Here is a 14,016-nt window from a genome sequence, read left to right on the forward strand (position 1 = left end):
CTACCGCCGTTGTGGCCTGAGGCGGCTGGCCACCGACAGTGCTGGAGTCTGCGCCGGTCACCAACCACCGGTCCCCGAGCAGCGTCATACAAAGGGCCTCAGGGTTAAAGCAGTTGCGATCCACCAGGGCAGATTGAAGGCTGCTTGCACGGAACAACCTTCCATCCCTACGCCGCAGCAGGTCAGTAGCATCCCCACGTGCCGTCGTCACTCACGGGCCAGCTCCCGCATAGGCGCGATCGGCAAGGACCCGGATGCCCTGGCGTTCGCAGATCCGGATGATCCGGTGGGTGCGGACCGCTGTCAGGTCATGCGCGCGGTCTGGCAATGCGGTCGAGATCCACAGCGGCCGACCAGCCGAATCGGTTTCCCGCACATCACTGGCCGCCGAGTTTCGCAGAGACGGATGGTTGCGTCAGTTGCACCGTCTACGCTGCACCACTAGCTGTTGCTGCCTGAAGCATCGCTACTGCACCACCTGTTGCGAAGACCAAGCATGAAGACAGTCGCGATGGAGGCTACTCGACCTTGCTGCCTGCGAATCAACACTGCGAGCCGCCCTGGGCGGTGGGCCGTCACCGCGGATCACTGCCCAATCTGCGACAGTCCAAGAGCGCATCAGTCGCGACACTGTCCGCTACGGACACGTACGCCTCCCGGCGATCTGCTACCCGATAGGTTCGTCCCATGCCCGGCCGCCTCCTGGAACTCCATGTCGAGAACTTCCGCAGCCTTCGTGACGTGACCATCCCACTTGGTCCGCTCACCGTCCTAGTGGGCCCCAATGGAGTGGGGAAGTCGAACGTACTAAAGGTGTTCGATTTCCTTGCCGCGATCATTCGAACCGACCTCCAGCCTGCGCTCGACGAGCGCGGCGGCTTCGACGAGGTGGCCTTTTGGGGCGGCGACAAACCGCCGACATCGATGGCGATCCGCCTCAAAGCAGACTGGACGACGCATGCGAGCGCAAAAGCGCCGGACGAGTACTCGCTGACCATTCGCAGGCGTTCCATGCCTGGTAACCGCGACTCTTACACCTTGTCACGTCAGGAGAGTTTCCAGTTCAAGCGGACCCAGGGGCGAGGCCGTCGCATCACCATTTCCGGTGATGAAGCCCGCGTTGTAGACAAAAAGGCTGGCCGCGAGTCCGACGGCGGTAGTTTCGGTATCCAGCGGTTGAGCAGCGGTCTGTCCACTCTGCCCCGGTTGGGGCGTTCGGATGGCGGAGAAGAGGTTGCGAGAGTCGCAGACCGCTTGTCGTCATTCAGGGTGTTCGACGTCGACGTTACCGCTGCTCGACAGCCAACACGTGCCCGCTTGGTCAAGGCTGGCCGCTTGGAGTCCCATGCTGAGAATCTGGCTGCGTTCCTGGTTCAACTCAGCACGAACGAGGAGCGCTGGGAACTCCTGACAAGGGATGCCCGTCGCATCCTTCCGCAACTGGATGCCATCGAATTTGAGCAGGTTGGAGGATTCGCGGATCGACTTGCCGTGGTGCTTCATGAACACGGACTGCGTCGACCCACTCCACTCGCTGACGCCTCGTTCGGAACAGTGCGTCTTCTCGGCCTGCTGGCCATGCTCTATGATCCCCGACCTCCGGCGCTGACGTGTGTTGAGGAGATCGACCACGGTCTGCATCCTCAAGCTCTCGAGCTGATTGTGGAGCGGATGAGGGAAGCGTCAGAACGAACACAGTTCATCGTGGCAACTCACTCGCCAGCGCTCGTAGACCGATTGAATCCTCACGAGTTCATCGTGTGCGACCGCGATGAAGACGGCGCGTCCATCATTCCCGCTCTGACAACGGACGAGATCGAAACGATTGTTGCGGAGACTGGTGATCAGCCCCTTGGTGAACTGTGGTTCTCCGGGGTCCTGGGGGGCGACTTGACGGAGGACGAGCTGTGAGTCGCAGGCGGATACCCAAGCCCGCGAACCGGGGCGTAGTTGTGCTCGCAGGCGAGAGTGCGAATGATCGCCGCATGCTGGCCGCATTCATCAAGTCCGCCCACCCGGAGCTTGCTGCTACTGTCACACTTACTGAGATTACCGACCCAGTTCGGCTGCGAAAGAAGTCTGGTGTCGATCTGTCGACGGCAGCAGGCACCTTGGTGAATAAAGCGCGCGGAAAAGCCCGATTGAAGAACGGCGCGTTCGTGGGAATCGCTGTCCACGAGGACATGGACTCGTGCCCCGGCCCTGCCTACGACATCGTGCGAAAGGCCGTGTCGAATGCACTGGACAAGGCGACCGGCGCCTCCTCCTCTGTGTATGCACTTGCTGCCGCAGAGTCCGAAGCGTGGCTCCTCCTCTTCCCGAAGGCATTTACGATCTGCCGACCCTCATGGAAAATCCCCGCAACGTGGCAGGGGAAGGACAGCGGGCGTCGCCAGACTCCGAAGGAGGACCTGGAAGCCGTACTCACCAGTCCACGCTTCAGGGAAAGCGATGGCCCTGAGGTCGTAGCTGCAGCCTTGAAGCATGGACTTCTCGCAGAGCCCAAGGGGTCGAATCGCTCTTATCAGGAGTTCGTCGCGGATATCTCCAACTGGGAGGTCCCCGCTCGTTGATTCGTTAACTCATGTATGGAGAAGCTCGGCAGGCGAGAACCTCTAACCGGCCGACAAAACGCCTGCTTCGAGCCCCCTTTTCGCTCAGCCAGGCCGGAGGTGACGGCCCCGGTCGTCGTCCCTCGGCCTGCACGCCGCCCCGGCGACGGATCGTCAACTCTGGCCCCTGGACCGGCGCGACATCACCGCACGCGGCACCCGTTGGCCCTCGGTCGACAAGCCGGCTGAGCGCCCGATGCAGTCCGGCGCCGCTGCCCGGCGTACCGGCGGTTTCCGCAATGAGCCCCAGGATCTGAATCTGCCGGGCGCAGCCCCCCGGCGACGAACGGGCCCGCGCCGCTCTCCTCCCCGGCACGGCAGCGCTTCAGCACCTGCTCGCCCCCGTACACGTCGTACCGCACAGGCGGCCGTGTGCCGCGTGGCCCAATCCCGCCCGTCCCGGCAGCTCGCCCGGCGACAGGGTGCGGGTGACCTCAGGCCAGGTGTGTGCCACCCCGCGCCGCCTGCGCGGACATCGGCACCGAGCCGAGTGCGGCCCGCTCGCCCTGCATCCGGGTCAGCCCGCGGACGAAGAGCAGGGCGAGCACCGCGGCCACGATGCCCAGGACGTCGGACGCCACGACCAGCGTGGCCGCGTCCACGATCTCCTGCGGCAGTGTGGCCGACGAGTAGCGCCCGGAGGCGTACCGGCCGAAGAGCATCCAGCAGACCCAGGCCGCCCACCACAGGTTGAGCGGGGCGCGGGTGGCGGTGCGCCCGCCGCCGTCGGTACGGGTCCGGTCGCTGGCGGTCCAGACGCCGGCGGCGACCCGGTACGGGAACCAGAGGTTGGCGAACGGCACGAACCAGCCGCCCACGGCCCAGCCCGGCCGCATCGTGTGCGCGCTCGCGTCGAAGATCTCGGCGTTCAGCCGCACCCGGCGGAACCAGATGATGAACACGACGGCGGTGGCCAGCAGGGTCAGCACCTGCGCACCGCCGGCGAAGTAGTACAGCCGGTCCGCCCGGTCGGCCTCGTCCAGGGGGACGGCGAGGAAGCCGTCGTCGAGGCCCCCGTCGAGCAGGAAGCGCATGTTCAGTCCGGCGCCCACGGCGAACAGGTCGGCCGCGATGACCGCGCAGAGCAGAACGACGACGGCCTTCGAGAGACCGACGGGTGATCTCAGCCGCCCTGCGGACTCCCCCGGCGGCACGGCGCCCGCCGCCATCGGACCGCCCGGCGGCGCCGGACGGGTGCCGGAGCAGAAGGTGCAGCGGCCGTCGTCGGTGACGGCCGTTCTGGTGCGGCAACTGGTACAGAGCATGATGCGGAACCCCCCAGGGCACGAAAAGGACGCGTGGGCCTCGCGTCCCTCCCCAGGGCGCGCGGCAAGCGGAACCTATCGCCGGTGCTCCGGGCTGTCCACGGCGTTCCGTCCTCGGCGCCTGTGCCCGGACCGCTCAGCCCGGCGCGTCGACCTTTCCGGCCAGCTCCTGGAACTGTGCCCAGCTCAGCGCGGGCTTCCGCGGGTCCCAGAGCTTCTGGGCCGTCGCCCGCAGCGGCATCCGTATGCCCTGGGCCACCTGTTGCGCGGTCTGCGCCCGGGGCAGATCGCCCCAGACCGCGAACCTGCCGCCCAGGATCTGCTTCGAGTAGCGGGTGGGCACCGGCTGGGTGCCGCGCAGGACGAGTGGGGTCCACTGCTCGTAGATCCGCTTGCCGGTCGGATAGACGAACGTGTTGGGCTGACCGAGTACGTAGTAGAGGAATTCGTCGTTGAGGTTCACCACCGGGCGCCCCTCGCTCAGGTACTCCTCCGGCGGCCGGGCGCCGATCTCCTTGCCCGTCCAGTACTCGACCTCGATGTCCTTGCGCGCCTGGACGGTGCCGCCGCGGAAGAAGCCGTCGTTCCACGCCTTGGCCGTGCGGCCCTTGGCCTGGACCACCGCCGCGCGGTCGTTGAGCCAGCCGGTGGCCAGGTCCTTGATCGTGGCCTGCGCGCCGTACTTCTCCCGGGCGGCGCCGAGCAGCTGCGGATACGAGGCGGCGGGGTCCCGCACCGTCAGCGCGCGGTATTCGTCCGCGCCCAGCTGCCAGTACGCGCCGCCGAACAGTTCGGTGTACTCGTCGAGCAGTTCGTCGATGAGTTCCGCCGAAGCCGGCTTCGAGATGTCGATGGACCCGGTGGACGCCACCCCCTGCGCGTTGCGCAGCTGGAGGTCGGGGTGGGCGCGGAGCACGGCACCCAGGTGGCCCGGCGAGTCGATCTCCGGGACGACGTCGATGTGCAGGCTCGTGGCGAGGCCGACGATACGGCGGACCTCGGCCAGGGTCAGGTGCTCGGGCGAGACGATCTCGGGGTGGGACTCGGACTCGATCCGGAACGCCTGGTCGTCGGAGAAGTGCAGGCCGAGCTGGTTGAGCTTGAGATCGGCCATGTCACGCAACCGGTCCTCGATCCAGCCCGCGCTGTAGTACTTGCGCGCGATGTCGAGGTTGAGCCCGCGCTGCGGCCGGTCGGGGGCGTCGCTCACGACGCCCTCCGGCATGGTGCCGTCGGCGCGCAGCGACTGCTTGAGGGTGCGCGTGCCGTAGAAGACCCCCGCCTGGTCGGGCCCGCTGATCCTGACCCGCCGGTCGCGGGTGGTGAGGGTGTACGACTCCGGGGCGCCCTTGCCCGCCGTACCGAGGGCCAGTTCGACGTCACCGGCGCGGGCGGCGACGGCGCCCCGGTAGCGGATCTTCAGCTCCCCGGCGAGCAGCCGCGCCTCGTCCGCCAGCGCTTCGCTGCCTTCGGCGACGACGACCGTGCTGTCTGGTCCTGGCTTCCAGCCGGGACCCCGGGCGGCGGTGTGCCCGCGCACGGCGGGGATGGTGCGGGGCGCCTCGGAGAGCGGGTAGCTACGGGTGGGGGACGGTGGGGCCGAGGGCGAGGAGGAGGTCCGCGACGACGCCGCGTCGCCGGTGGACGCTCCGGGGCCGGAGTCGGAGCTGTCCGGCCAGACGACGACAACGGCGAAGGTGACGGCGGCTGCGGCCGTGACGGCCGCACCGGCCACGAGGGCACCGCGTGGGGGCGACATCGGTCAGAATCCTCCGGATCGGGGGCGGTGGGGGGAGAGAGCGAGGAAAGGCAGCGAGACAGGGATGGAAGGGCTTATTGGGACATTCGTTCTCATCATTCACCCATCTCCCATCGCGTGTCGGCCGAGCGACGGACGGTCCCGCACCGGGCGCCGACGCCCCGGGACGCCCCGCACCGCGCCGCACCGCGCCGCACCGCACGACACCGGGTGTCGGCGTCCGCGCCGTCAGGTGTCCATCACACGTTCCGAAACTCTCCCATCCGGGTGATATTTCCCGCGTCCTGCGCACAGCCGTCGCCCGCTCTCGCTAGCGTTGGAGCACATTCGTCTCTCCCTTCACTCTCGCCCCACGTGCAACCTCGTTGCTCTCAGGCCCCTCTCCAGGGTCACAGATGTCGTTGATTCGAGGAGTCCACGCTGTCCAGGTCCAGCGAGTCCCACGCCGGCCTGCCGAAGCGATCACCGCAGCCGGCCGGGCGGACGGTCATACCCGTCCAGTGCCGCGGCCAGGCACCCGCGCCCGTGCCCGCACCCGTCGCGGTTCCGGTTCCGGTTCCGCCCGGCGACCACGCGACCGGTCTCGGCCGTCTCAACGCCGCGCCGCGCGCCGCCGCCGAAGCCGCCCTGCTGGAGTGCTGCGGAAGCCGCCGATGGGCCCAGCGAATGGCCGCCCATCGCCCGTTCCCGGATCTCGGCGCGCTGCTCGCCGCCTCCGACGAGGCGGGCTACGACCTGTGTCCCACGGATATCGCCGAGGCGCTCGCCGGGGAGTGCGCCCCCTGCCTGCGCCATGACGCTCCGCGCGCCGCCCACCTGGCGCTGCGGGCCGCGCACGCCGCGTACGAGAGCCGCTTCGGCCATGTCTTCGTGATCAGCCTGGACGCGTTCCGCCCCTCGCAGCAGGTGGACCAGGTGCTGGCCGGCATCCGGACCCGGCTGGCCCACGACCCGGACGAGGAGCGGGCCGTGACGGCGGAGGAGATGCGACGACTCGCCCGGGGCCGCATCATCGAGCTGGTGACGGACGCGGGCCGGGACGACGGCCCGTTCTAGCCACGGGACCGGGCCGTGGCGCGGACACGGATCAGGCCGCCGCGACCGCCCGATCCGGGTACGTTCCCTTTCGTCCGCTCTAGCCCGTCCGTGCCTGTTTGATTGCCACTTTGATCACACCAGAGGCCCCGGCGCGAACGAACCGACAAAGCGTCGCTACGATGGCCGGGGCCGGTGGACCGTACCTGGCCGGGTCAGACCGACAGTCAAGCCGGCCGACCCCAATCCCCGCTCCCGGAGGGTTCTTCCGTGCCGGCTGGAACGCTGTACCGCGGCCGGGAAGGCATGTGGTCCTGGGTGGCTCATCGAGTCACCGGTGTCCTCATTTTCTTCTTCCTGTTCGTACACGTCCTGGACACCGCTCTCGTCCGTGTCTCCCCCGAGGCCTACGACGAAGTCGTGGCCACGTACAAGACATGGCCTGTCGCGCTCCTCGAATACGGCCTCGTGGCCGCCATTCTCTTTCATGCGCTGAACGGTCTCCGCATCGTCGCCGTGGACTTCTGGGCCAAGGGCCCGCGCTTCCAGAAGCAGATGCTCTGGACCGTGCTGGGCATCTGGATCGTGCTGATGGTCGGGGCCCTGTACCCCGTTCTCGGCCACGCCGTACGCGAACTCTTCGGGAGCTGAGGCCCATGTCCACCGAGACCTCTTCCGCGATCGGTGACGTCGAAGGCGTGAGCCTGTACGACGTCGACCACCCGGCCCCCGTGATCGAGCCCCCGCGCAAGCGGACGGGCAAGACCCCCAAGGGTTCGCGCACCAATTTCGAGATGTACGCCTGGCTCTTCATGCGCCTGTCGGGCATCGTCCTGGTCGTCCTGGTCATCGGCCACCTGCTGATCCAGCTGGTGCTCGACGGCGGTGTCTCCAAGATCGGCTTCGCCTTCGTGGCGGGCCGCTGGGCCTCGCCGTTCTGGCAGGTCTGGGACCTCACGATGCTGTGGCTCGCCATGCTTCACGGCGCCAACGGCCTCCGTACGGTCATCAACGACTACGCCGAACGGGACAACACCCGCTTCTGGCTGAAGATGCTGCTGTACACCGCCACGGTGTTCACCGTCCTGCTGGGCACGCTGGTGATCTTCACCTTCGACCCGAACATCCGCTAGGCGCCGGGACAGAGGGACCAGAGGAAAACCATGCAGATCCACAAGTACGACACCGTCATCGTCGGCGCCGGCGGCGCCGGCATGCGCGCGGCCATCGAGTCGACCAAGCGCAGCCGTACCGCCGTGCTGACGAAGCTGTACCCGACCCGCTCCCACACGGGCGCCGCGCAGGGCGGCATGGCCGCCGCGCTCGCCAACGTGGAAGAGGACAACTGGGAGTGGCACACCTTCGACACGATCAAGGGCGGCGACTACCTGGTCGACCAGGACGCCGCCGAGATCCTGGCGAAGGAAGCCATCGACTCGGTCCTCGACCTGGAGAAGATGGGCCTGCCGTTCAACCGCACGCCCGAGGGCAAGATCGACCAGCGCCGCTTCGGCGGCCACAGCCGTAACCACGGCGAGGCCCCGGTCCGCCGGTCCTGCTACGCCTCGGACCGCACCGGCCACATGATCCTCCAGACGCTGTACCAGAACTGCGTCAAGGAGGGCGTGGAGTTCTTCAACGAGTTCTACGTCCTGGACCTCCTGCTCCAGGAAGTCGACGGGGTCAAGAAGTCCGCGGGCGTCGTCGCCTACGAGCTGGCCACCGGCGAGATCCACGTCTTCCAGGCGAAGTCGGTCATCTTCGCCTCCGGCGGCACCGGCAAGTTCTTCAAGGTGACGTCGAACGCCCACACCCTGACCGGTGACGGCCAGGCCGCCGCGTACCGCCGCGGTCTGCCGCTGGAGGACATGGAGTTCTTCCAGTTCCACCCGACGGGCATCTGGCGCATGGGCATCCTGCTGACGGAGGGCGCCCGCGGTGAGGGCGGCATCCTCCGCAACAAGGACGGCGAGCGCTTCATGGAGAAGTACGCGCCCGTCATGAAGGACCTCGCATCCCGTGACGTCGTGTCCCGCTCCATCTACACGGAGATCCGTGAAGGCCGCGGCTGCGGTCCGGAGGGCGACCACGTCTACCTGGACCTCACCCACCTGCCGCCGGAGCAGCTGGACGCCAAGCTCCCGGACATCACCGAGTTCGCGCGTACGTACCTCGGCATCGAGCCCTACACGGACCCGATCCCGATCCAGCCGACCGCGCACTACGCCATGGGCGGCATCCCGACCAACGTCGAGGGCGAGGTGCTGGCCGACAACACCACCGTCGTCCCGGGCCTGTACGCCGCCGGCGAGGTCGCCTGTGTCTCCGTGCACGGCGCCAACCGGCTGGGCACCAACTCGCTGCTCGACATCAACGTCTTCGGTCGCCGGTCGGGCATCGCCGCCGCCGAGTACTCCGCGAAGAACGACTTCGTCGAGCTTCCCGAGAACCCGGCCCAGCAGGTCATCGACCAGGTCGAGCGGCTGCGCGACTCCAACGGCACCGAGCGGGTGGCCGTGCTCCGTCTGGAGCTGCAGGAGTGCATGGACGCCAACGTGATGGTCTTCCGCACCGAGCAGACGATCAAGACGGCGGTCGACAAGATCGCCGAGCTGCGCGCGCGGTACCTGAACGTGTCCATCCAGGACAAGGGCAAGCGGTTCAACACCGACCTCCTGGAGGCCATCGAGCTGGGCAACCTGCTCGACCTGGCCGAGGTCATGGCGACCTCCGCGCTGGCCCGCAAGGAGTCCCGCGGCGGCCACTACCGCGAGGACTACCCGAACCGCGACGACGTCAATTTCATGCGCCACACCATGGCGTACCGCGAGGTCGCGGCCGACGGCGCCGAGTCCATCAGGCTCGACTACAAGCCCGTCGTGACGACCCGCTACCAGCCGATGGAGCGTAAGTACTGATGGCTACCCCGACACTGGACAAGGCCGGCCCCGCCGACAAGCCCGAGGCGGGCTTCGCCGACTCCCCGTACATCACGGCCACGTTCCGGATCCGCCGCTTCAACCCCGAGGTGTCGGACGAGGCGCAGTGGCAGGACTTCCAGATCGAGATCGACCCGAAGGAGCGTGTCCTCGACGCCCTTCACAAGATCAAGTGGGATGTCGACGGCACGCTGACCTTCCGGCGCTCCTGCGCGCACGGCATCTGCGGCTCCGACGCGATGCGGATCAACGGCAAGAACAGGCTCGCCTGCAAGACGCTGATCAAGGACATCAACCCGGAGAAGCCGATCACGGTCGAGGCCATCAAGGGCCTCACGGTCCTCAAGGACCTCGTGGTCGACATGGAGCCGTTCTTCCAGGCGTTCCGCGACGTCATGCCCTTCCTCATCACCAAGGGGAACGAGCCGACCCGCGAGCGTCTGCAGTCCGCCGAGGACCGCGAGCGCTTCGACGACACCACCAAGTGCATCCTGTGCGCCGCGTGCACGTCGTCCTGCCCCGTGTTCTGGAACGACGGGCAGTACTTCGGCCCGGCCGCGATCGTCAACGCGCACCGCTTCATCTTCGACTCGCGCGACGAGGGCGGCGAGCAGCGCCTGGAGATCCTCAACGACCGTGACGGTGTGTGGCGTTGCCGCACGACGTTCAACTGCACGGACGCCTGCCCGCGTGGCATCGAGGTCACCAAGGCCATCCAGGAAGTGAAGCGCGCGCTGATCACGCGTCGCTTCTGACCTTCCCGGTCCACCGGCCACACCCCAAGAGGCCCCGTTCCCCGCGTTGTTGCCGCGGGGAACGGGGCCTCTTGCTGCGCCGTCCGGGTGTGGGCGGTACGGTCATGCGGAGCTGAAGACCGAAGAGAACGGGGATCCGGTGACCGAGCCCAATCCGTACGCGGACGACTCATACAAGTGGGGCCCACCCCAGCAGCCGGGCCACCCGCCCACCGTGGCGGACGGGCAGGGTTACGGGTATCCGGCACCGGGCGCGGCTCCCGCGTACGGCTATCCGCAGCCCCTGCCGGACTCCGCGACCCAGCCGGGTCCCGGGTACGGCTATCCGGGACCCGGTCAGCCGGGCCCCGGCCACCACCTCCCGGCACAGCAGGGCATGCCCGGCGGCGGGGTGCCGATGCTGTCGCTCGGCGACATCACCGTCATGAACGACTCGATCGTGACGCCGTCCGGGACGATGCCGCTGAAGGGTGCCGTGTGGACGGCGACCGACATGTCGCGCACGGAGGAGAGGATCCCGCCGGTCGCGATCGTGCTGGCGATCATCTTCGCCCTGCTGTGCCTGATCGGCCTGCTCTTCCTCCTGATGAAGGAGAAGAAGACCACCGGCTTCATCCACGTCACGGTCACCAGCGGGGGCCGGCACCACTCGACGATGATCCCGGCGATGGCTCCCGAGACGTTTCCCATGGTCATGGCGCAGCTCAACACCGCCCGTTCGATGAGCGCCTGAGTCTGCCGGGAGGCCGGCCGCACCGGCGTACGGCTCACACCCGGCCGACGCCGTCCCGGTCCTCCGCGGCGACCATGATGCGCCGCAGCATGTCGTTGAGCCGGGTGCGTTCGTCGGCGTCGAGCACGCCGAGCAGCCGGTGCTCCTCGCCGCCGAGGAAGTCCATCGCGCCCTGCCAGGTCGAGCGGCCCGCCTCGGTGAGCTCGACGACGACCCGCCGCCGGTCCGTGATGGACTGCGTGCGCCGCACGAACCCGCGCTTCTCCAGCGCGTCGAGGCGGCCGGTGACGGAGGCCGGGGCGAGGTCGAGGTCGGCGGACAGTTCGGAGGGCGCCGCCACGCCGCCGCGGCCGGCGAGCTTGTGGAGCGTGTCGAACTCCTGACGGTCCAGGTCGAAGTCGACGAGCGACTGCTCGCGCGCCCGGCGCAGATGGACGGAGATCTTCTTCATCCGGATGACCGCGCCCTCGACCACGGGATCGAGACCGGGCAGGACCGGCTTCCACCGCTCCACATGCCCGTCGGTCCAGTCGCGTTGCTCCATGCCGAAATCGTACGCCCGGCCCCTGCCCGGTCCCCGGCACGCTTCCCGCACCTGGGCACCTGTTCGCCATCAGGTATTTCGTTGACGAACTATTCGCTTCCGAAATACATTGTCGATCATGCCCCATCCCCTGCGCACGCGCGCCTTCCGCCTCCTGTTCGTCGGACGCACCCTCTCCCTCCTCGGCGACGCCGCGATCCCCGCCGCCCTCACGCTCGCCGTCTACGAGGCCACCGGATCGACCGGGGCACTCGCCCTCGTCCTGGCCTGCGCGATGGCCCCCAAGCTGCTCCTGCTGCCACTCGGCGGTGTCATCGGCGACCGCTTCAACGCCCGTACGGTCGCGCTGCTCACCGACCTCGTCCGGTGCGCGACCCAGATCTTCGTCGGCATCGAACTGCTCGGCGGGTCACCGGAGCTGTGGCAGATCGCGGTGGCCGAGGTGTTCGGCGGCGCGGCGGGGGCCTTCGCCATGCCGACCGTGTCGCCGCTGATCCGGTCCACCGTCGCCCCCTCGGGACTGCTGCGCGCCAACTCCCTGATGGCGGTGGCCGTCAGCGCGACCCGGTTCGGCGGCCCCGCACTGGCCGGGACGCTGGTCCTCACGGTGGGGCCCGGCTGGGCGTTCCTGCTGGACGGCGCGACCTTCGCCGTCAGCGCCGCGCTGCTCGGCGCGATCGACGTCGAGCGGGTACCGATCCCCCGGCGCTCCTTCACGGCGGACCTCAAGGAGGGCTGGGGCGAGGTCCGCTCCCGCGACTGGTACTGGACCAGCCTCGTCGCCCACGCCGCCTGGAACGGCGCCGCGGCCGTCCTGGCGACGCTCGGACCGGCCCTCGTCGTCGGCGGACAGGGCGGCAAGGGCACCTGGATCGCCCTGCTCCAGGCCGGGTCGGCCGGTCTGCTGCTCGGCTCCCTGCTCGCGAGCCGGGTCCGGCCGCGCCGTCCGGTCCTGGTCGCCAATCTGGCCCTCGCCACGTACGCCTTCCCGCTCGTCCTGCTCGCCGCCGACGCCCCCCACTGGCTGACCATCGCGTCGTACGGCGTCGCCCTGGCGGGGCTGGGTTTCCTCGGCCCCGTATGGGACACCGCGGTGCAGTCCGCGATACCCGCCCACGCGCTGGCCCGGGTGACCTCGTACGACTGGCTGCTCTCGCTGGGCGCGATGCCGCTGGGCTACGTGCTGGCGCCGCTCGCCGCGTCCGCCTGGGGCCCCGAGACCCCGCTCCTCGTCGCCGCGGTCGCGGTCGGGGCCGCGTGCCTGGCGACGGCCGCTGTGCCGGGCGTACGGAAGTTCGGGCCACCGGTCCCGCAGCCGAAGGAGCCGAAGGGGTGGGAAGAGCCGAAGGGATCAGCGGAGCCCAAGGGGTCGGATTCTTCGGGGAGTTCAGTGGTGGAGCACACAGGAACCCCTTCTTGAACATGTTCAAAGCCAGGTCTACAGTCCAGGACAACAGCTTTTGAACACGTTCAAGGGAGCCGGGGCATGGACCTCACCGTGGTCGCGTACGTCATCTATCTGCTGATCAGCGTCGCTCTCACCATCTGGGTCGCCCGCACCCTCAGCCGCAACGGCAGGGTGTTCCTCGCGGATGTGCTGCACGGGAACGAGAAGCTCGCCGACGCCGTCAACCACCTGCTGGTGGTCGGCTTCTACCTCGTCAACCTGGGCTTCGTGACCCTCTATCTGAAGAACGCCGACGGCGTGGCCGACGCCCGCGGACTCTTCGACGCCCTCTCCACGAAGGTCGGCGTCGTGCTGCTCGTGCTCGGCGGGATGCACCTCGCCAACGTCTACGTACTGAACAAGATCCGCCGCCGCGGCATGATGGAGCGCGAGCAGACCCCGCCGGTGCCGCCGCAGGGCTGGACCGGCCCCACCCCGCAGGGCCCGTGGACCGCCCCCGCCACCGGACGGTGAGCCGGATGGCCGCCGCCGGACCCCGTACCCCGGTCGCACGGCTCACCGTGCTCTACGACGCGCGGTGCCCGCTCTGCGTCCATGTACGCCACTGGCTGCTGAAGCAGCGTCAGCTCATACCGCTCGACCTGGTGCCGGCCGCCTCCGAGGAGGCGCGCCGGCGCTTCCCCGGCCTCGACCACGCGGGGACGCTCGACGAGATCACGGTCATCGGCGACCGGGGACAGATCTACCGGGGGACCGCCGCCTGGATCGTCTGCCTCTGGGCGCTCTCCGAGCACCGGCCCAAGGCCCACTGGCTGACCACCCCGACGGGCCGGCCGTTCGCCCGTGCGACCGTGCTCGCCGCGGCGAAGTACCGCTCGGTGACCGCCCCCTCGTGCGGCGACGGCGGCGGGGCCCGCGAAGTCCCGGTCATGTGCGCCGAAACGGGCGGATAGCCTGGGGACCGTG

At 68.6% G+C, this 14,016-nt stretch carries 14 protein-coding genes and 1 pseudogene; 11 read left to right on the top strand and 4 right to left on the bottom strand.

The genetic code is table 11. The features are described from left to right. Window positions 1-214: 214 nt before the first annotated feature. Window positions 215-346 (bottom strand): annotated as a pseudogene (locus OG413_RS05325) (IS5/IS1182 family transposase); the annotation flags it as partial. A 341-nt stretch (window positions 347-687) separates the two neighbouring features. Between OG413_RS05325 and OG413_RS05330 the strand changes: the two are divergent. Then, window positions 688-1,911: an AAA family ATPase gene (locus OG413_RS05330; protein ID WP_266803260.1), complete on the top strand. Its 1,224-nt coding sequence runs from the start codon at window positions 688-690 to the stop codon at window positions 1,909-1,911. Window positions 1,912-1,985: 74 nt separating this feature from the next. Next, window positions 1,986-2,573, top strand: a complete 588-nt coding sequence (locus OG413_RS05335; protein WP_266803261.1) for a hypothetical protein — start codon at window positions 1,986-1,988, stop codon at window positions 2,571-2,573. A gap of 473 nt (window positions 2,574-3,046) precedes the next feature. Here the strand turns inward: OG413_RS05335 and OG413_RS05340 are convergent, their stop codons facing one another. Continuing rightward, the gene (locus OG413_RS05340) at window positions 3,047-3,877 is read right to left on the bottom strand and encodes a DUF4328 domain-containing protein (protein WP_266803262.1); all 831 of its coding nucleotides are present in this window, start codon (window positions 3,875-3,877) and stop codon (window positions 3,047-3,049) included. A 136-nt stretch (window positions 3,878-4,013) separates the two neighbouring features. Then, window positions 4,014-5,636 carry a glycoside hydrolase family 20 protein gene (locus OG413_RS05345; RefSeq protein WP_266803263.1) on the bottom strand — a complete coding sequence of 541 codons (1,623 nt, stop codon included), beginning with the start codon at window positions 5,634-5,636 and terminating at the stop codon, window positions 4,014-4,016. Window positions 5,637-6,161: 525 nt separating this feature from the next. On the opposite strand from OG413_RS05345, the gene OG413_RS05350 reads away from it, so the two are divergent. From OG413_RS05350 to OG413_RS05375, 6 genes are all read left to right on the top strand, one after another. Beyond that, the gene (locus tag OG413_RS05350; RefSeq protein WP_266803264.1) at window positions 6,162-6,692 is read left to right on the top strand and encodes a 2-oxo-4-hydroxy-4-carboxy-5-ureidoimidazoline decarboxylase; all 531 of its coding nucleotides are present in this window, start codon (window positions 6,162-6,164) and stop codon (window positions 6,690-6,692) included. Window positions 6,693-6,941: 249 nt separating this feature from the next. After that, a complete protein-coding gene (gene sdhC / locus OG413_RS05355; RefSeq protein ID WP_266803265.1) occupies window positions 6,942-7,322 on the top strand; it encodes a succinate dehydrogenase, cytochrome b556 subunit in 381 nt (126 codons plus the stop codon). A 5-nt stretch (window positions 7,323-7,327) separates the two neighbouring features. Beyond that, window positions 7,328-7,804 (top strand): succinate dehydrogenase hydrophobic membrane anchor subunit, encoded by a 477-nt coding sequence (locus OG413_RS05360; RefSeq protein ID WP_073718236.1) that lies wholly within the window; start codon window positions 7,328-7,330, stop codon window positions 7,802-7,804. A gap of 30 nt (window positions 7,805-7,834) precedes the next feature. Further along, window positions 7,835-9,589, top strand: coding sequence for a succinate dehydrogenase flavoprotein subunit (sdhA, locus tag OG413_RS05365; protein WP_266803266.1), 1,755 nt, complete (start codon window positions 7,835-7,837; stop codon window positions 9,587-9,589). Further along, window positions 9,589-10,365 (top strand): succinate dehydrogenase iron-sulfur subunit, encoded by a 777-nt coding sequence (locus OG413_RS05370; RefSeq protein WP_073718238.1) that lies wholly within the window; start codon window positions 9,589-9,591, stop codon window positions 10,363-10,365. Before sdhA ends, OG413_RS05370 begins: the two co-directional genes overlap by 1 nt. Window positions 10,366-10,504: 139 nt before the next feature. Continuing rightward, window positions 10,505-11,098 (top strand): hypothetical protein, encoded by a 594-nt coding sequence (locus OG413_RS05375; protein WP_266803267.1) that lies wholly within the window; start codon window positions 10,505-10,507, stop codon window positions 11,096-11,098. Window positions 11,099-11,132: 34 nt separating this feature from the next. Here the strand turns inward: OG413_RS05375 and OG413_RS05380 are convergent, their stop codons facing one another. Continuing rightward, a complete protein-coding gene (locus OG413_RS05380; RefSeq protein ID WP_266803268.1) occupies window positions 11,133-11,642 on the bottom strand; it encodes a MarR family winged helix-turn-helix transcriptional regulator in 510 nt (169 codons plus the stop codon). A gap of 118 nt (window positions 11,643-11,760) precedes the next feature. Between OG413_RS05380 and OG413_RS05385 the strand changes: the two genes are divergently transcribed. The 3 genes from OG413_RS05385 (at window position 11,761) to OG413_RS05395 (ending at window position 14,003) form a co-directional block, all read left to right on the top strand. Next, window positions 11,761-13,062, top strand: coding sequence for an MFS transporter (locus OG413_RS05385; RefSeq protein ID WP_266803269.1), 1,302 nt, complete (start codon window positions 11,761-11,763; stop codon window positions 13,060-13,062). A 66-nt stretch (window positions 13,063-13,128) separates the two neighbouring features. Beyond that, window positions 13,129-13,563, top strand: coding sequence for a hypothetical protein (locus OG413_RS05390; protein ID WP_266803270.1), 435 nt, complete (start codon window positions 13,129-13,131; stop codon window positions 13,561-13,563). 5 nt (window positions 13,564-13,568) lie between these two features. Beyond that, complete coding sequence (locus tag OG413_RS05395; protein ID WP_266803271.1) at window positions 13,569-14,003, top strand: thiol-disulfide oxidoreductase DCC family protein; 435 nt, start codon at window positions 13,569-13,571, stop codon at window positions 14,001-14,003. The last annotated feature ends 13 nt before the right edge of the window (window positions 14,004-14,016 follow it).

It is taken from the genome of Streptomyces sp. NBC_01433 (genome assembly GCF_026340105.1).
Classification (GTDB): domain Bacteria; phylum Actinomycetota; class Actinomycetes; order Streptomycetales; family Streptomycetaceae; genus Streptomyces.